The sequence below is a fragment of the Treponema bryantii genome, from assembly GCF_900113965.1.
Taxonomy (GTDB): Bacteria; Spirochaetota; Spirochaetia; order Treponematales; family Treponemataceae; genus Treponema_D; species Treponema_D bryantii_A.
On record NZ_FORI01000002.1, the window covers coordinates 37499 to 55054 of the forward strand.

At 38.6% G+C, this 17556-nt stretch carries 15 protein-coding genes and 6 tRNA genes; 11 read left to right on the plus strand and 10 right to left on the minus strand.

From position 1 onward, the window contains the following. Position 1: 1 nt before the first annotated feature. From clpX to BM161_RS02905, 6 genes are all read right to left on the minus strand, one after another. The gene (clpX, locus tag BM161_RS02880) at positions 2-1276 is read right to left on the minus strand and encodes an ATP-dependent Clp protease ATP-binding subunit ClpX (RefSeq protein ID WP_074930346.1); all 1275 of its coding nucleotides are present in this window, start codon (positions 1274-1276) and stop codon (positions 2-4) included. 9 nt (positions 1277-1285) lie between these two features. After that, positions 1286-1885 carry an ATP-dependent Clp endopeptidase proteolytic subunit ClpP gene (clpP, locus tag BM161_RS02885; protein ID WP_074930348.1) on the minus strand — a complete coding sequence of 200 codons (600 nt, stop codon included), beginning with the start codon at positions 1883-1885 and terminating at the stop codon, positions 1286-1288. Between the two features lie 218 nt (positions 1886-2103). After that, positions 2104-3459, minus strand: coding sequence for a trigger factor (gene tig / locus BM161_RS02890; protein ID WP_074930350.1), 1356 nt, complete (start codon positions 3457-3459; stop codon positions 2104-2106). Between the two features lie 84 nt (positions 3460-3543). After that, positions 3544-3615: transfer RNA gene (locus tag BM161_RS02895), tRNA-Gly, on the minus strand. Between the two features lie 34 nt (positions 3616-3649). Then, a tRNA-Gly gene (locus BM161_RS02900) sits at positions 3650-3721 on the minus strand. A 25-nt stretch (positions 3722-3746) separates the two neighbouring features. Continuing rightward, positions 3747-3826 (minus strand) — tRNA-Leu (locus BM161_RS02905). A gap of 143 nt (positions 3827-3969) precedes the next feature. Between BM161_RS02905 and BM161_RS02910 the strand changes: the two genes are divergently transcribed. The 6 genes from BM161_RS02910 to BM161_RS02935 all read left to right on the plus strand — a co-directional run bounded on the left by BM161_RS02910 (position 3970) and on the right by BM161_RS02935 (position 11249). After that, positions 3970-5493, plus strand: a complete 1524-nt coding sequence (locus BM161_RS02910; RefSeq protein WP_074930351.1) for an adenylate/guanylate cyclase domain-containing protein — start codon at positions 3970-3972, stop codon at positions 5491-5493. A 66-nt stretch (positions 5494-5559) separates the two neighbouring features. Then, entirely contained in the window at positions 5560-6456 is an 897-nt protein-coding gene (locus BM161_RS02915; RefSeq protein ID WP_074930353.1) for a Wzz/FepE/Etk N-terminal domain-containing protein, read from the plus strand. 12 nt (positions 6457-6468) lie between these two features. Then, a complete protein-coding gene (locus BM161_RS02920) occupies positions 6469-7923 on the plus strand; it encodes an ABC transporter permease (RefSeq protein ID WP_074930355.1) in 1455 nt (484 codons plus the stop codon). Continuing rightward, complete coding sequence (locus BM161_RS02925) at positions 7920-9197, plus strand: ABC transporter permease (protein ID WP_074930357.1); 1278 nt, start codon at positions 7920-7922, stop codon at positions 9195-9197. Before BM161_RS02920 ends, BM161_RS02925 begins: the two co-directional genes overlap by 4 nt. A 21-nt stretch (positions 9198-9218) precedes the next feature. Beyond that, a complete protein-coding gene (locus BM161_RS02930) occupies positions 9219-10019 on the plus strand; it encodes an outer membrane lipoprotein-sorting protein (protein WP_074930359.1) in 801 nt (266 codons plus the stop codon). Further along, complete coding sequence (locus BM161_RS02935; RefSeq protein ID WP_074930361.1) at positions 10020-11249, plus strand: hypothetical protein; 1230 nt, start codon at positions 10020-10022, stop codon at positions 11247-11249. On the opposite strand, the gene BM161_RS02940 is transcribed toward BM161_RS02935, so the two are convergent. Beyond that, the gene (locus BM161_RS02940) at positions 11246-11977 is read right to left on the minus strand and encodes an ABC transporter ATP-binding protein (protein WP_074930363.1); all 732 of its coding nucleotides are present in this window, start codon (positions 11975-11977) and stop codon (positions 11246-11248) included. The two genes, BM161_RS02935 and BM161_RS02940, sit on opposite strands and share 4 nt — an antisense overlap. A gap of 327 nt (positions 11978-12304) precedes the next feature. Between BM161_RS02940 and BM161_RS02945 the strand changes: the two genes are divergently transcribed. Together BM161_RS02945 and BM161_RS02950 are read left to right on the plus strand one after the other, a co-directional pair. Further along, positions 12305-12697: a hypothetical protein gene (locus BM161_RS02945; protein ID WP_143090489.1), complete on the plus strand. Its 393-nt coding sequence runs from the start codon at positions 12305-12307 to the stop codon at positions 12695-12697. Between the two features lie 23 nt (positions 12698-12720). Next, positions 12721-13335: a hypothetical protein gene (locus BM161_RS02950; protein ID WP_074930367.1), complete on the plus strand. Its 615-nt coding sequence runs from the start codon at positions 12721-12723 to the stop codon at positions 13333-13335. Positions 13336-13383: 48 nt separating this feature from the next. Here BM161_RS02950 and BM161_RS02955 read toward each other — a convergent pair. The 3 genes from BM161_RS02955 to BM161_RS02965 all read right to left on the minus strand — a co-directional run bounded on the left by BM161_RS02955 (position 13384) and on the right by BM161_RS02965 (position 13702). Further along, a tRNA-Arg gene (locus BM161_RS02955) sits at positions 13384-13459 on the minus strand. Positions 13460-13515: 56 nt separating this feature from the next. Continuing rightward, positions 13516-13587, minus strand: a tRNA-His gene (locus tag BM161_RS02960). A 42-nt stretch (positions 13588-13629) separates the two neighbouring features. Then, a tRNA-Lys gene (locus BM161_RS02965) sits at positions 13630-13702 on the minus strand. Between the two features lie 208 nt (positions 13703-13910). On the opposite strand from BM161_RS02965, the gene BM161_RS02970 reads away from it, so the two are divergent. The 3 genes from BM161_RS02970 to BM161_RS02980 all read left to right on the plus strand — a co-directional run bounded on the left by BM161_RS02970 (position 13911) and on the right by BM161_RS02980 (position 17556). Beyond that, positions 13911-14348 carry a hypothetical protein gene (locus BM161_RS02970; RefSeq protein ID WP_074930369.1) on the plus strand — a complete coding sequence of 146 codons (438 nt, stop codon included), beginning with the start codon at positions 13911-13913 and terminating at the stop codon, positions 14346-14348. 3 nt (positions 14349-14351) lie between these two features. Continuing rightward, the gene (flgK, locus tag BM161_RS02975) at positions 14352-16226 is read left to right on the plus strand and encodes a flagellar hook-associated protein FlgK (RefSeq protein ID WP_074930371.1); all 1875 of its coding nucleotides are present in this window, start codon (positions 14352-14354) and stop codon (positions 16224-16226) included. A gap of 85 nt (positions 16227-16311) precedes the next feature. After that, positions 16312-17556, plus strand: a complete 1245-nt coding sequence (locus tag BM161_RS02980) for a flagellar hook-associated protein 3 (protein ID WP_074930373.1) — start codon at positions 16312-16314, stop codon at positions 17554-17556.

Here is a 17556-nt window from a genome sequence, read left to right on the forward strand (position 1 = left end):
TTTATGCACTTTCGATTGCAGCACCGTCAGTTTTAATGAGGGCTTCAATGTTCTTTTCCTTACCCTGTACAATTTTCTTTGTAACTGTAAAGGTTTTCTTTCCCTTAATATCAGGAATCTTGAACATAACGTCCATCAGCATTTTTTCAACGATTGTGCGGAGTCCACGTGCACCAGTTTTCTGGCGGATAGCTTCGTCTGCAATTTCTTCAATTGCATCTTTTTCAAAAATCAGATTAACATCATCAATATTGAAAGAAGCCTGGAACTGCTTTGTAATTGCATTCTTAGGTTCTGTGAGAACGCTTACAAGGTCATCGCGGGTAAGCTCTTTGAGGGCACATGTAATTGGCATACGACCGATAAGTTCTGGAATAAGACCAAACTTTACAAGGTCATCTGGAGTTACCTGATTCAAAAGATTTACCTTATCTTCATCGCTCATCTGACCAACTGAAGAACCGAATCCCATTGCGTGAGAAGCAACTCTCTGTTCAATAATCTTATCAAGTCCTACAAAGGCTCCACCAAGAATGAACAGAATGTTTGTTGTATCAATCTGAAGCATTTCCTGGTTAGGATGTTTGCGGCCACCCTGAGGAGGAACGCTTGCAACTGTACCTTCAATAATCTTCAAAAGTGCCTGCTGAACACCTTCACCGCTTACATCGCGGGTGATAGAAGTGTTTTCGCTCTTACGTGCAATCTTATCAATTTCATCAATAAAGATGATTCCGCGTTCTGCAGCTTCAATGTTTCCGTCTGCAGCGTTAATCAGTTTAAGAAGAACGTTTTCTACATCTTCGCCAACATAGCCGGCTTCTGTAAGGGTAGTGGCATCTGCAATTGCAAATGGTACCTTAAGACGCTGTGCGAGTGTGCGGGCAAGAAGTGTCTTACCGCTACCAGTTGGTCCAATGAGAAGTACGTTTGATTTTTCGATTTTTACAGCATCGTCTGCAGCCTGTGCGCTTGCAGATACAGACATTCTCTTGTAGTGGTTGTATACGGCAACAGAAAGAGTTTTCTTTGCTTCTTCCTGTCCTACAACATAACTGTCAAGGTATTCTTTAAACTCGCGTGGAGTAGGAACATCTTTAAGTTCAATTGGAGTAACATCTGCTTCCTGCTGATCAAGAATGCCCTGACAGATTGCAACACACTTATCACAGATAAAAGTGTTTCCGCTTGGGCCTGTTATAAGTTTTCTGTCTTTGCCTGCTGTACTTCCACAGAAAAAACAGAAAACATCATTATTATTACCAAATCTTTTCATTAAAAACTCCTACTTACGAGAAGGCATTACGTGGTCAATTACACCGTAATCTGCTGCTTCCTGAGCAGACATAAAGAAATCTCGTTCAATATCTTCTGCAATTTTATCAGTTGTTTTTCCAGTATCATTAGCAAGATACTCAATAGAAAGTTTTTTCAGTCTGATGATTTCTTTTGCAAGAATACTGATATCACTTTCCTGTCCTTCAACACCACCACGTGGCTGGTGAATCATAACACGGCTTGAAGGAAGTGCATAACGCTTACCTTTTGTTCCGCCTGCAAGAAGGATTGCAGCCATACTTGCTGCCTGCCCCATACAGATTGTCTGAATGTCGCATTTTACATATTTCATTGTATCGTAAATTGCAAGGCCTGCAGTAACAGCTCCACCAGGTGAGTTAATGTAAATGCTTATATCTTTCTCAGGATTTTCTGATTCAAGGAAGAGAATCTGTGCTACGACAAGGTCTGCCATCTGATCGTTGATTTCGCCATCGATGAAGACGATTCTGTCTTTAAGAAGTCTTGAAAAAATATCGTAGCTGCGTTCCCCGTTACCTGTTTTTTCAACAACATATGGAACAAGTGTGTTCATGCTTTCGTTCATAAAATCCCCTTTAGTACAACTAGTGTATCATTATAAATATACTGAATTTTTTTAAGATAGGGTAGAGTTTTGAAATAAAAAAACGGTGGTTGTAATAAAAACCACCGTTTTGTGCTGATTTAGGGTTTATTACAAACCCTAAAAACGACGAAGTCAAGGCTTTAAGCGTGAGCGTGCCTTGACTCGTCGTATTATCCGGTTAAGCCGGATAATGACATTTACTGAGCATTAGCAAAGAGGTCTTTGAAAGACATCTTGTCGCCCTTAGAAACTTTAACTTCCTTATAGATTTCGTCGTAAAGCTTGTTTTCTTTAGCGTCGTCGATAAGGTATTCCTTAGCGCGTGGATCTTCGTAGTGCTTCTTAACTTCTTCTACAGTCATTCCGCCTTCTTCAGCAATCTTAGCATACTGTGCTTCGATTTCTTCTGGTGTTACGCTGATGTTTCTTTCACGGATAAGAGCGTCTACGATGATGCGAGACTTAAGCATTTTTTCGCTGTCGCCAGTCCACTGTTCAAGCATAGCTTCCTTTGTCTGGCCAGAAGCTGCGATCATCTTGTCGAGCTGTTCTGGAGTTGTCTGGAACTGCTGAGCCATCATTCTCCAGCGGCCATCGAGTTCTGCCTGAAGCATAGAAGCCGGGATATCGAACTTGTTCTTTTCAACAAGCTGCTCGAGGAGAGAATTGTTCTTCATTTCCTTTACGCGGCGGCTTGCAGCAAGTTCCATGTTCTTTTTGATGTCTGCTTTCATGTCAGCGAGAGTCTTATACTTCTCGTTGCAGTCCTGAGCAAAGTCATCATCGAGAGCTGGGAGGTCACGAACCTTTACAGCCTTGATTGTTACTCGGATTTTCTTTGTCTGACCAGCGAGTTCTGGATCAGCATCATCTTTCTTGTATTTCTTTGTGATGTCTTTAGTTTCATCTTTCTTCATACCGATGATTTCGTCATCGATCTTGTAGATGTTTTCGCCGCTTCCAACTGTGAATACGAAGTCAGAGCGTTCTGAACCTGCGATTACGTTTCCGTCTTCTCCAAGTTCTGAGTAGTTGATTGTTACGATGTCGTCTTTAGCAACCGTTGCATCTTTCTTTTCGATAACCATTGCATTGCGTTCCTGCATGCTCTTAAGCTCTTCTGCGAGGTCATCATCAGATACCGTTACCTGTGGCTCTTTTACATTTACGCCAGAGAAGTCCTTTACAGAAACTTTTGGGAATACATCGTAGTGTACTGTATATGTAAGATCCTTTGTGATGTCGAGTTCTGGAGCCTTGTCCATTACAGGCTGTGAGTAAGGAAGAGGGCGGTTGTCTGTTTCTTCCTTGAAGATTTCGTCGAATGACTGATCAATGAGAGTTCCGATTGTGTCGGCCTTGATAGAATCTCCGTATTTGCGTTCCAAAACATTCTGAGGTACATGACCCTTACGGAAACCTGGAATCTGAGCGTGTTTTACATAGTTTGCAAGTGTTGATTTGTAAGCGCTCTCTACTTCTGCTTTTTCAATTGTAACAGTAAGCTCAACTGCCGATTTTTCAAGACTCTTGAATTCTTTCTTAAGTTTCAAAATGGTACTCCTGAGATTGGCCGTGTACGGCCGGTTTAATAAAAAAATAGAGACACAAGAAATTGCGTCTCTATATAAGATTCAAGCGGAAAACGGGAGTCGGACCCGCGACATCCACCTTGGCAAGGTGGCGCTCTACCACTGAGCTATTTCCGCATTATTCTGTATTACAGGCAAACGCCAAGAATCAAGCGGAAAACGGGAGTCGGACCCGCGACATCCACCTTGGCAAGGTGGCGCTCTACCACTGAGCTATTTCCGCATAAATCTTTTTGTAGTCAACCAATTGCGGGGGGAGAGACTTGAACTCTCACGCCGAAGCACCAGATCCTAAGTCTGGCGTGTCTGCCAATTCCACCACTCCCGCGAGTGAAAAATCACATTCAAGTCTTACGACTACGGATGTTTAGAATATAGAAAAGTGATAATTGTGTCAATATATTGAACTTGTTTTTTCAGAAGAATTGTCAATTTTCTTGAAGTAAGGATAATCTATGATATAATTTATTTATGGACTTAAACAAAAAGTTTATTGCAAAGATGACGCGTTTATATGGGCTTATAGTGGTATTTGCAAATATAATTGCCGTTCTTGTTCCGCAGTATCTTTCAATTCCTGTTTTTGACGAAGAAAATGTCCGGAAGTGGGAAGATTTCCTTGCTCATAATAATCTTTCTCTCATTGCAATGATATTTGCCTTTCTGGTTCCAGCCCTTGTCTGTATAATTTATTCCTATAAGATCTTTAAGACAGATGAAAAGATTGTAAAAAATGTCGCAGAAATCCCTTCTGTTTTTTCTCTTTCTTCTGTGATTGGCTGGAATCTTTACTATTTCATTGAAATTCCATTTGTGCTTTATGCAAGAGAACAGTTTGGTATTCAAATAAAGGCAATCCTTATATCCAGCTGGGCATTTGCACTTTTTTCTGGAATGACAGCCTGGACACTTTCTTATCTTGGTATTGAAATCTTAAATCGTACGATACTTCTTCCAAAAGTTTTTCCGGAAGGTCATTTAAGAAGTGAAGGATTTTCATTCAGACCATCATTCAAACATCTTATGCTTTTTTGTTTTATGGTTTCTTCTGTGTTTCCGGTAATTCTTCTGCTTTCAAGCTTTATTTCAGTTCAGGTAAATAATGGGCTTAGATTAAACCGAGGAGTTATATTTGTTTCAATCTTACTTTTAGTGATTGCCTTTATCATCACATTAAGTCTTTCAAGATTAATCTTAAATCCTTTGAAAAATCTTACAGATGCTTCAAAAAGGATTCAAAAAGGTGATTATAAAACTCGTGTAGGTATTGTAACAGCAGACGAGCTTGGAAGCCTTGCCGACAGCTTTAATGATATGGCAGACTCACTTGCAGAAAAAGAGTTTATGCGCGACACCTTTGGTAAGGTTGTCGATCCTGAAGTCCGTGATTATCTGATGTCGGGGGCGGGAAAGGAATCTTTAGGAAATGCTCTTGGCGGTGAAACCAGAAATGTGACGGTTTTGTTCTGTGATATCAGAAGCTTTACCGCCATGAGTGAAAAAATGGAAGCTTCGGATGTAGTTTTGCTCTTAAATAAATATTTTACAGCCCTTGGAAAATGTATTACCGCACATCACGGAATAATCAATAAATACATTGGAGACGCAATTATGGCAATTTTTGGTGCCCCGGTTCATTCTGAAAACAGTGCAGAAGATGCAGTTGAAGCGGCCCTTGATATGCGAAAAGCTCTGGAAGAGGTAAATAAGGAATTTGAAGCGTCGGGCTTTCCTCAATTACGTTTTGGAATAGGTATTCATTACGGACCTGTTTTTGCCGGAACAATTGGTGCTGCCAGCCGTATGGAATATACCGTAATTGGAGATACAGTAAATACTGCAAGCCGTCTTGAGTCCCTTTGTAAGACTTATTCAACCGACCTTCTTTTGTCAGAGGCAGCTGCAGAAAAAATTGCAAATAAGGAAAATCTGAAATTTGTTGCAGATGCTCAGATTCGAGGAAAGAGTGAGCCAATGAAGGTTTATACCTGCTGATTTTAAATTTTGATTTTCAGTTAATTGTAGAAAATATCTCTTATAAATGTTATAATCTTCTTTACTATGAACGAATTAGAAAATGCTAAAACTATTGCTGAAGATGATGAAATCAGCCTTATTGATTTGTTTTCTGTACTCATTAAGCACAGATTTTTGATTATTGCTGGAACTTGTGCCGTAGCTGTACTTGGTATTTTATATCTTTTTATTTTACCAATGTGCATGAAATCTGCAGATAAGCATGAAGTTACAATTGAATATACATATCAGATAAACTCTATGCCACTTTCTCTTGAACAGGAACTTGGTTTTAATGATCAGAAGCAGAAAGTTGTAGTTAGTCTTGCTAACTATAATGTGACTCGTCTCACACTCCTTGCTGACGAAGTAAAAATGTATAATCCGTTTGGCGTAGACCTTGCATCAATGACCTCTTACCAGTACAACCGGTTTATTCAGAATCTTGTAAATTCAAAAAAATATAATGTAGAAGTTTCTCCAATGCAGACTTCACTTTCCATTACTCTTACAGTACCGGAAAAAAATATTGAAGCTGCTAATCAGATGATTCAGAGTATTGTAGGCAATACAAACTCAGAAATTGAAAATTATCTTTTCCCAAAACTCAATTCAATTGAAAAATCTGTTAACGAAACTCTCTCTTATGTTGCAGAGGGTGATAATTCTGCTACAACTCAGAAGCTTAAAGATACACAGGTTCAGATCCGTAACTATAAGACAACATATAACGGCTTCCTTACTTCTGCAGGTGAACCGTTTATTCTTCTTGAACCACTCGGACGCGTTAAAAAACTCGTTATTATTACATTTGCAGCTTTCTTTATTTTAGTTTTTGTAGCCTTCCTCTTAAATGCTATTGATAATATCAAGCAGGACCCAGAAGCCAGCGAAAAAATCAAATCTGCATGGATTGGCGGAAAACTTGCCAAAAAAAAATAAGGCTGGAATATTTTGCTCCTTAAGCTTGCATTAAAAAGTGTTGTATCTCGAAGAAGCTCTGTTGTTATAATCTTATTTATAACCTTTGCCGTTACTTTATTCTGCGTTGCAAATGCTGTTTTTGACAGTACAGAGCAGGGCGTTCAGACCAATTATGTAGCAAGTTTTACAGGAGACTTTATTGTCCGCCCAAAATCAAAGATTCAGCAGAGCCTTTTTGGAGATGAAACTCCGGTAACTGGTGAACTTACAGTTCTCGAAACAGTTGTTCCTTACGAAAAAATCACACAGTCTCTGGAATCTATGCCTGAAATTTACGGAACTACAGGACAGATCTCCGGCGCGGCTATGGTAGAACGTTCAGATGGTGCAAACAGAAGCGCAGCCTACGTTTTTGGTGTTGAAGGTGAAAACTATCTTTCCCTCATGAAATCAATTCACATTATCAACGGCAAACCTTATGAACATGGGGAAAGAGGAGCAATGCTTTGCTCTCAGATTGCGAAAAAGCTTGGTGTTGATGTAGGAAGTACAATTCAGTTTATTGTTGCTGATGGTCCGAATTATTCAATCCGTGCCGCAAAGGTTACCGCAGTTTTTGAATACGAAATCTATAATGAGATTTTCAGTCGTTTTGTAATTGTTGATCCTATAACTGTTCGTTCTTTACTTGGTATTGCAGAAGTATATTCTTCAGATTCTTATGATTTAAGTGATGAAGCAACAAATATGTTTTCAGAAAATAATGATTTTTCTGATTTTGATGATCTTTTTGCAGATGCTTCAGATTTTGATGGTGCTTTGTTTACAGAAGAAACAGAAGAAGAGCAGATTCAAAATATTCCAACTGAGAATAAAGAAAGCGCACTTTCAGAAAGTACAACCTGGAATTATTTAATTGTAAGGCTTAAAGAAGGGCAGAATACTAAAAAAGTAATGAAAAAGGTTTCCAGACTCTTCAGAAAAAACGGATGGCCGGTACAGGTTGCAGACTGGAGACACGCTGCAGGAAGTACAGCGCTTTATCTTTTCTGGATGAGAAAGATTTTCAATATTGGAATTGTAATTGTTCTTGCTGCGGGGTTTATTATTGTAAATAATTCACTTGTAATAAATATTCTTGACCGAACACGTGAAATTGGAACTCTGCGTGCCATTGGTGCTAAAAAGCGTTTTATTTCAATGCAGTGTATGATAGAAAATCTTATCCTTACCCTTACAAGCGGAGTTCTTGGAGTACTGGCCGGAATGCTTTGTACTCATTTTATAAATAAAGCTCATATCGTTTTACATAATACCTTCCTTGTTCAATTATTTGGCTCAGATGCAATTTCTGTACATGTAAACTCTGGAAATGTATTAAAGCTCTTTATTCTTGTTATTTCACTTGCACTTTTAGGCTGGATTTACCCTGTAATTAATGCGCTTAAGGTAAGTCCTGTAGATGCTATTCAGGGGGCAAAATGACCGACGAACTTAAAATGGGCCTGCGTTCCCTGCTTTATAGACGAAAACAATATCTTTCGTTATTTCTTGTCTGCTTTTTTGGTGTAGGTGTTTCATTATTCTGTTTGTACAGTGTAAACGGAATGCTTTCTGCACTTGAAGATAAGGCCCGCATTTATTATGGTGGTGATCTTCAGTTTATTGGCGGAAGCGGCGGAATGGATCAGCCTCTGGAAAATATTGAAGCAATCAGAGAATTCTTTCCTGAAAATACAATTATCGCAGAACGTTTTGATTTTGATGCAGATTATGCTGCCTTTTATTATGAAGGAACAGGCGTACGTCAGAGAGTTATTAAGGGCGTAAACTTTGAAAAAGAAAAGAAACTGTTTGCAAACTTTAATTATATAGAAGGTTCTGCAGATGGTATTTATGGAACAAACGGAGTTCTGCTTTCTGAGCCTATAGCACAAATGCTCGAAGTTCATGCGGGTGATGAAATTACCTTTATGCTTCGTAACAACAGATGGCAGATTAATACCATTCCGCTTGTTGTAAAAGGCATTTTCCGCGATTCAAGCCTTTTTGGAATGTATACATCTTATATGGACAGGGAAGTGCTTTCTAAGGCATATGGCTTTCCTGTTAATCTCTGTAATAGAATATGTCTGATGCTTCCAGAAGGAAAACCTTCCGCAAAAGAACTTGAAGCCTATCAGAATGCTCTTTCTCAAAAGTTTGAAATGTATCCTCTTGTTGAAGATAAACAGGAGTTTTACAACAAAGGTCTTTATGCAAGCAATCATCCTCATGCTCTTATAAAACTCAGTGCTAATCTTCAGGAAATCCAGATTATCATAGACGCAATGAAGGCAATTGTAGCCTTTGTTATTGTGATGCTTTTAATCATAATTGTAACCGGTGTAAGCAGTACCTTCCGTGTAATTGCAATGAAGCGAATTAATGAGATTGGTATCTACAAAGCCATTGGAATGAAGAGAATGAAGATTTATGGAATGCTTTTGACAGAAACTCTTCTTCTTATTGTAGGCGGTTGTATTGCAGGCTTTTTATTTTCATGCCTAATCACTGGTATAGTTGGACTTTTCAACTTTTCATTCATACCCGCCTTTGATATTTTCCTTATCAATGGTAAAATCAAAGGAATTATTTCCTTTGTTTATTTTATTGGAATATTTGTTATTGTTCTTGTAACTACACTTGCGGCTGTTATGTTTGCAGTTAAGAAGTCTGTTTCAGTAACACCTTGCGAAGCCCTGGCTGTTACAGAATAATAATGATTTATGGAGTTTAATATGAAAAAAAGCTTACGTTGTATTATAAATATTCTTATTTGTGTATTGTTTGCCGTACCTGCATGGACTCAGAGTGCAGATAATTATGCAGATCTTCTTAAAAAAGCAGAAGATAACACTGCTTTTTATGAAACTGATTTTAAGGGAAGTTATACTGTAGTTCAGAATAAACCTGGAGAAGGTCAGAACGTAACAGAAGCCATAATGTACCGCCGCGATAAAAACGGTTCCTGGACAATTTTGGTAACAGGCCCTGCTAAAGAAAAGGGTAAGGGCTATCTTCAGTTTGATAACAATATCTGGTTCTTTGACCCTGCAGATAAACGATTTACTTTTACAAGCGCAAAAGATAAGTTTCAGAATACAAATGCAAATAACTCAGACTTTGCACCACAGCATTATTCCCGAGACTATTCAATTGAGTCTGCAGAAGAAGTTACTCTTGGTAAGATGAGCTGTGTTTTGTTTACTCTTAAAGCAAAAACTGACTCAGTGGATTATCCAATGCTCAAACTCTGGGTTACAAAGGATGATGGGCTTGTCCGCAAAAAGGAAGATTATTCTTTAAGCGGACAGAAGCTTCGTACAACTGCAATTCCTTCCTACCAGCTTGTAAAGGCTGTTGAAAAGAATTATTCAATTCCAGTTTCAATGCTGATTCAGGATAATCTTAAAGGTAAAAAAATAAGCGGTAAGGTTCAGTATGAGCAGACACAGATTACCATCCGTAATGTAGAGTTTGCAAAGGTTCCTGATACAGTTTATACAAAACCTTATCTTGAAATGATGAGTGCCAAATAAATGAAAAAAACATCTGTTATATTAATTATTTTATCGTTGTTTACTTTTTCTCTTTTTGCCCAGGATAATGAAACTGATATTACAGATGATTTTGATTTGATTTTTGCTGATGCAGAAGATGTTGAAGAAGCTATTGTAGTTGAACCTGCAAAGCCTGAGACACCAGTTCAGATATTCACTTCTGCCTTTTCTTCAATGGTCCATTTCTCAGGAAGTTTTACCGGAGAAGTTGGCGCGGCTTATGTTCATATGAGAGATGAAGAAGAAGGTGATGACACTGGCAGCGGCTTCTTTTCATTAAAGAATGTTTTGAACATGTCTGTTACTCCCGTAAACAGTTTTGTTGTACGTGGAAGCGTTGAAACTAGCGTAGATAACGGTTTTTCATTAAATGTCTCTTCTTTATATTTTAATTATTTACTTTTGAATCGTTTTTATATTTCTGCCGGAAAAAAATCTATTTCATGGGGAAATGTAAGACTCTTTAATTCTGATTATTATGGCTGTGAAAAGCATTCTATCTGTCTTTACAGTACTGGTCCACGTCATGCAAATATTTTTGTTGAAGACGGAGTTCCTCTAGCTCTTGATATAAGATATCCATGGTCTTGGGGAACTTTAACTTTTGCTGCAACTGGCGCTGCTTCAAAAGATGTGCATCCTAATAATTTTAATTATTACGGTTCGCTTGAGTTTTCTGTCTTAAATACCAATTTTAATCTTTATGCAAAGCGTCCTGCTAAAAATACAGATCCTGTAAGGACAAATCTTGCCGGTCTTGAAATCAAAAGAACTATACTTGGCTTTGATACATACGCACAGGGAATTGTTCGTGTAAAAAATATAAAAGAGCTTAATAAAACCGAAGGTTATGATTATGTAGTTGCAACTGCAGGCTTATACCGTCTCTTTGATTCTTTTGAACCAAATATTGGCTTTAATATCGAATATCAGTATGAGTTTAATCCTTCTGCTCCAGATGTTCATAGCAACAGAATTGCCTTTGAAGGTGGCTTAAAACGCATAGGACGCAGAAAGAACATGAAGATTGGCGTATTAAGCCATTATAATTTTACAGAAAATCATGGCTATTCAGGCTTGAATTTTATTGTATCAGGAGTGCTGCCATATGCAGACTGGTCTAATAAAGTTGCCGTTGGCTATGGTTCTAAATACGAAATTCCATCTTTCCTTGTAAGTTCTTCAATTTCACTTGCTTTGGATTATTAATCCTGCTGAAAAATCTTTCCGTCTCGAATCTTAATTACCTGAGTGGCCATATTAACAATTTTCTGGTCATGTGTGGAAAAGATAAAGGTAGTTTTTAATTCACGATTTAATTTCTGCATGAGCTCAAGAATCTGATCTCCGTTTGTAGAGTCAAGGTTTGCTGTAGGCTCATCTGCAAGAATTATAGGGCATTTTGTAACAAGCGCACGTGCAATTGCAACACGCTGTCTCTGGCCGCCGCTGAGCTCGCTTGGCTTATGTTTTTTCCAGTTTGTAAGTCCTACAGTATCAATCAGATAATCAACCCATTTATTCTGTTCTGCTTTGTTCATAGACTGTAAGGCAGGGGAGTCTCCAAGGTGAAGTGGAATTACAATGTTTTCATAAACGTTAAGAACCGGAATTAAATTAAAGGTCTGAAAAACAAAGCCAAGAAGGTTTCTTCGGAAATCTGTGAGTTTTGAATCAATTGAAAGAGGGATTCTGTGTGTTTTACTTAAATCAATTCCCTTATAAATATCAATATTGTTAATAATAACTGAGCCTGCTGAAGGAAGGTCTGTAAGTCCAATAATGTTCAGAAGAGTTGATTTACCAGAGCCGGAAGGACCAGAAATTGCACAAAAGCTTCCCTGATCTATGGAAAAAGAAACGTCATCAACAGCTTTTACAGAAACCTTATCCATCTGATAAATCTTACTTACATTCTTAAGTTCAACAATAGCCATGTCAAAAAGTATAAAGGATTTTTTTGAAAAAGGGAATATTGTTAGAACGGCTGAAAACTTGTCAAAGAAAAAGGCAACGGTATTTAAGAAAGATTTAAGTATAATTTAGCGCGAAGGAGCGGAGTTGCGTGTCAAAATGACTTTGTGTGTGGCTGCCGCGTGAGCGGCAGGTAATATAGTTACTTTACCACACACAACGTCAAGCGCATTATTGCGCGTTTTTGATATGCAAATACGCGACTGGGAGCTAAGGTTTACGTTGTATTCTTTAAGATACCAGAGCCCTTGTCTTTGACAGAATATTAGAGATATAATAAATTCCACTATATGATTAAAAAAATCCTTTATACTTTATTATTTTGCATAACTCTGATTTTTACATCCTGTTGGATTTATCCGGATTATAAGAATTATATGGAAATAGACGGGGTGCTGTATTTTGAGGATTATGAGACTATGAAGGCAGTTGTAATTCCAAAGATTAATGCTTCGTTTACTACCTGGCATTGGAATGGCGATGAGTTTGATAAAAAATATGAACAGTATTTTGGCAATATCATTTCCAATGAAGATGATTATAAGATTCTGACTGAAAATAAATGCTTATATGCAGTAAGAAATAAAAAATCACTTAAAGTAGACAACAAACAAGTCTGTAGCGGTGAATATTACTGGATTACAACAAGTAACAATCAGGGTGTAATCTTCTATCAAAATTAATAAATAAACTACGAAGGTTCCGGATGAAAAAAATAACAAGAATTATCAGTATTTTTATCAGCATTATCGCTCTTGTTTCCTGTAAAAACGTAAAGATTGAAGATGACTATTATTATGAAGAAACAGAAGTTATTGACGGAATGAAAATCACCCTTAAAGGGAAGGGGTATGGTGTTTATGGCCAGATGATTGAAAAGTATAAAACCGGTACTATCAGTGGTCTTATGAATGGAAGTCCTATGGTAATCCGTTCTAGTTCTGCAGATGACAATAATTCATCCTATAATGAGATATATCTTTCTTTTGAAGTAAACGGCAATGTGGATACTTTTGAAACTTCCCTTGATGTACTGAAGCTTCAGGGGCTTTCTTTGGTAAAAGTTTATTATACTGATGATGAAGATAAGGAATATTCTCTTTATTCAAAAAGCAGTGGTGTGTTTGAAAATGATATTACAGTTAATGTTCAAAAAGATGTAAAAGCCGTAATTTTATGTATCAGGGCTTACAAATACTATCCTTCAACCTATAGTTCTGTAAATTTTAAAGGTGATATGACTGAAGAAGAGTTTAAGGAAATAAAGGGCAAGCAGGTAAATAACGAAATAACTATAAAATCAGTAAAGGTAAATAAATAAAAAGAGCCGGTAATTATGAAGTGCACTTCAATAATACCGGCTTTTTTGTTGCGTCTGACACGATTCGAACGTGCTACCTACGGATTCGAAGTCCGTTGCTCTATCCAGATGAGCTACAGGCGCATTCTGGCAAATTGCCATCAAAAAAAAAGGTGCAAGAAGTTTATTTCCTGCACCCAGGGTGCCTAGTCGGGATCGAACCGACGACAACCAGATCCACAATCTGGCGCTCTACCGCTGAACTATAGGCACCGTATTAAAAAAAAGCTCCTTGTTTTTGGCAAGAAGCTTTAATGAGCCATGCAGGGATCGAACCTGCGACCCACAGATTAAGAGTCTGTTGCTCTACCAGCTGAGCTAATGGCCCGAAGTCTTAACTGACTTAGTGATAATGAATATATACCAAACGCATTTTTTAATCAAGTGCTTTAGTGCGAATTTTTGCATTTTTTTTAAATTTTTTTTAATATTTTTCTTCTTATTATTAATCAAAAATCTGAAAAAAAATCTAAACAAATTTTCTCAAACTCCGATATTCAAAGGGAATGACCATAATTTCATAAGAGGTTTTAAAGATGGACGAGTTAATTAAAGAATATTCTACAGTTCTGGCAGAAGAAGAAAATCTTCTTGATCGCCTTGCAGAAAAGCAGAAGATGCTTCGCCTTGCAATCACAAATAAGGACTGGGAGAGTCTTACAGGTCATATTAATGAAGTAAACCTGATTTCAGAAAGCTTTCAGAAATTCGACGTTAGAAGAGATGAAATTCAGGAACAGCTTAAAACAGATGAAATCAAACCTTATTTCGAGCGTCTCAGCCGTCTGCGCACAAAACTTCTTAAGTGTAAGGTAGAAAATCAGGTCATTTCAAACTACGTAAATGTAACTAGAGAATTCATTGCAGAAGTAGTGGAAAAAGCTCTTCCACAGACACGCAATAAGAATTATACGAAGTACGGTACTATCACACAGCCACAGACAGCCAGCGTACTGGTGGATGTGAGGGGGTAAACTATGGGTTCAACATTTTCTGGAATTGAATTAGGTAAACGCAGTATCATGGCAAATACAGATGCCATCACAACTGCAGGTCATAACATTTCAAACGCAAATACAGAAGGTTACAGCCGCCAGAGAGTTCAGATTAAAGAGTTTGATCCTTTGTACAAACCGGATCTTGAACGCCTTGAACGCCCAGGCCTCATTGGACAGGGTGTAGATGTTCAGTCAATCAACCGTATTCGTGATGAACTTCTTGATGAAAGAATTGTAGGACAGGCAAACCAGGAATCTTACTGGGATACCCGTTCAAAATATTATACAATGCTCGAACAGATTTATAACGAGCCTGATGATATTTCAGTACGTTCAAATATGGATAAGTTCTGGGAATCATGGCAGGAGCTTTCAATTAATCCTGAAAGCAAGGCAGCACGTCAGGCAGTTGTAACAAGAGCAGAAAATCTTACAGATTCAATTAAACAGCGCTGGGAAGCTCTCACAGGCGTTGGAAAACTCATAGATGGTGATATTGAAGCTACTGTAAAGCAGGTAAACAGCTATGCACGTCAGATTGCAGACTGTAACGCAGAAATCGTCCGCAGCCGTGCTATGGGCGACAATCCAAATGATCTTCTTGACCGCCGCGATCTTCTTGTAGATAAACTTTCAAAGCTCATCAATATTTCAACAGATCAGAGAGACAGCGATGAGTTTATGGTTCATGTTGGTGGCCGCGTTATTGTTCAGGGAAATATTGCACGTGAAATTGACCTTGTACCACGTTTTGATGATACAGGTTACAGCAAGCTTGTATGGAAAGATACAGGAAATGATGCTGTGTTTACCGGTGGTACACTCGGTGCACTTGTAGAACTCCGCGATGTAGATGTACGTAACGAAATTCAGACATTAAATACAATGACAATGAACTTTGCAGACCTTGTAAACGATGTTCACCGTAATGCAGTTGGTGCAAATAAGGTAACAGGTCTTGATTTCTTTGTTCAGCACAGCTTTGTAGAAAATGCAAATGGTAACTTTGACCGCAATGGAGACGGTGAACTCGATACATCTTATGTATTCAGATTCACAGGTACAAATGCCCTTGATAAACAGCAGCAGGTAGGTATTGAAGGTGTAATGACTTTCAGCGGTTCTACAGGCGATGTACAGGTACCTTACTTCCACACAGATACAGTTGAAACTGTAATTGCACGCATCAACGACTCTACAAGTGAAGTAAAGGCTTATCTTGATAAGAATAATAAACTTGTTCTTAAGGCTACAACAGCACAGAATGTAAATAATCCGGACTTTGTAATCCGCCATGTTGAAGATTCAGGTTACTTCCTCGCTGGTTATTCTGGAATCTTAGCAGGAACTGGAGCAGAAGGTGCTTATGATTATGCTCAGGCAGATGCTGTAAATGCTCTGGTTGCAGGCAGTCAGTTTGCAGTTTCTCCGGTTTATAATCCATCTGCTTATATCGAAGTAAACCAGGCTATCAGAAATGATGTAATGAGTGTTGCAGCAGGCTATATGGATGCTGCAGGAACAGCTCCTACAGGTGATGGCCGTGCCGCAGTAGAAATTGCCGCTATCCGCAATACAAGTGTTATGGTAGGCGGTATGAAGACTTTTGATGACTACTTTGCTGATACAGTTACAAATGTAGGTCTTAAGGGTGAACAGGCAGAAACAAATCTTTTGAGCCAGAATGCAATTATGGATGATCTCCGTAATCTTCGTGACTCAATAAGTGGTGTAAATATTGATGAGGAACTTGCCGAAATCATGAAGTTCCAGCATGGCTATAATGCTGCGGCTAAGTTCATTACAGTTTGGGATAGTCTGATTGATACAGTTATCAACAGATTAGGCGTTTAACCGGTAGTTTCGACAGGCTCAACCACCGGTGATTGAGTAGCCCGTAGGGCGTATCGAAATCACAATTGATGAGAGGAAGAACAATATGCAGAGAATATCTAGTCAGATGAACAATAACAATACACAGAGCAGCCTCCGCCTTCAGGAGAGCCGCCTGAACCGTGCCAACAATCAGATTGGTTCACAGCACAGAATCCAGCAGCTTCGTGATGATCCTATTGCTGCAGGACACCTTGTACGCTACCAGTCTTATCTTGGACGCGTAAATCAGTTTGAAAAAAATGCTTTAACTCTTTCTGACCAGTTTACAGTTCGTGAAGGATATATGACAGATTCGCTGGATATTATGCAGAGAGTTCGTGAACTTGCCGTAACAGGTGCCAACGGTATTTACACAAAAGAAGATATGGCAAATATGGCAACAGAAGTCGATGAACTTCTTAAGGCGCTTGTTCAGAATGCCAATGCAGTAAGTGCAGATGGTAACTCAATTTTTGCCGGAACAAATACAAAGGCAACTGCTTTTGATGTTGAAATGGGCAATGTAGAGGGCAGTGGAGTTCCTCTTATTCAGAATGTCCGCTACAACGGAAATATTGATGTAAATCGTGTTGAAATTGATGAAGGAAAATATCTTGTAAATGATAATGCAGGAATCAAAACTTTCTGGGCAGAAAACCAGCAGGTATTTGGTTCACGTGATGCTTCTCAGTGGCAGGCAAGTAAAGACTCTGTAATTTCTGTTGATGGTGTTCAGGTAGAAATTAAGCAGGGCGACAATGTTTACGCAGTTGCTGCAAAAATCAACAATAGCGGTGCTGCTGTAAAGGCAACAATTGATCCTGTTCGTAATGCACTTAATTTTGAAACAACAGATGCACGCCAGCTCTGGCTTCAGGATATTAATGGCGGTACACTTGAAGAACTCGGAATCATTAAAGATTCATCTCAGCTTCCTCCATACAATCTTGCAAATGGTGCTAGAGTAAGCGGTGGAAGTATGTTCGATACAGTAATCGCTTTCAGAAACGCATTACTCGCCGGTGACCAGGAAAGTATTGGCGGCCGCGTCCTCGGTGCTCTTGATAAAGGAATCGACAGCCTTGTAACACGTATCGCAAAGTCTGGTGCAGAATATGAACGTGCTCAGCTCAATGCAACAAGAAACAGCAAGCTTGCACTCGATGTTACATCAATGGTAAGCCGCGAAGGTGATCTTGATTTTACAAAGGCTATCACAGACCTCAAGATGCTCGACTATACAAACCAGGCAACCTTGAGCCAGGCCGGTAAAATGTATTCATCAACTTTGCTCAACTACATGCGCTAA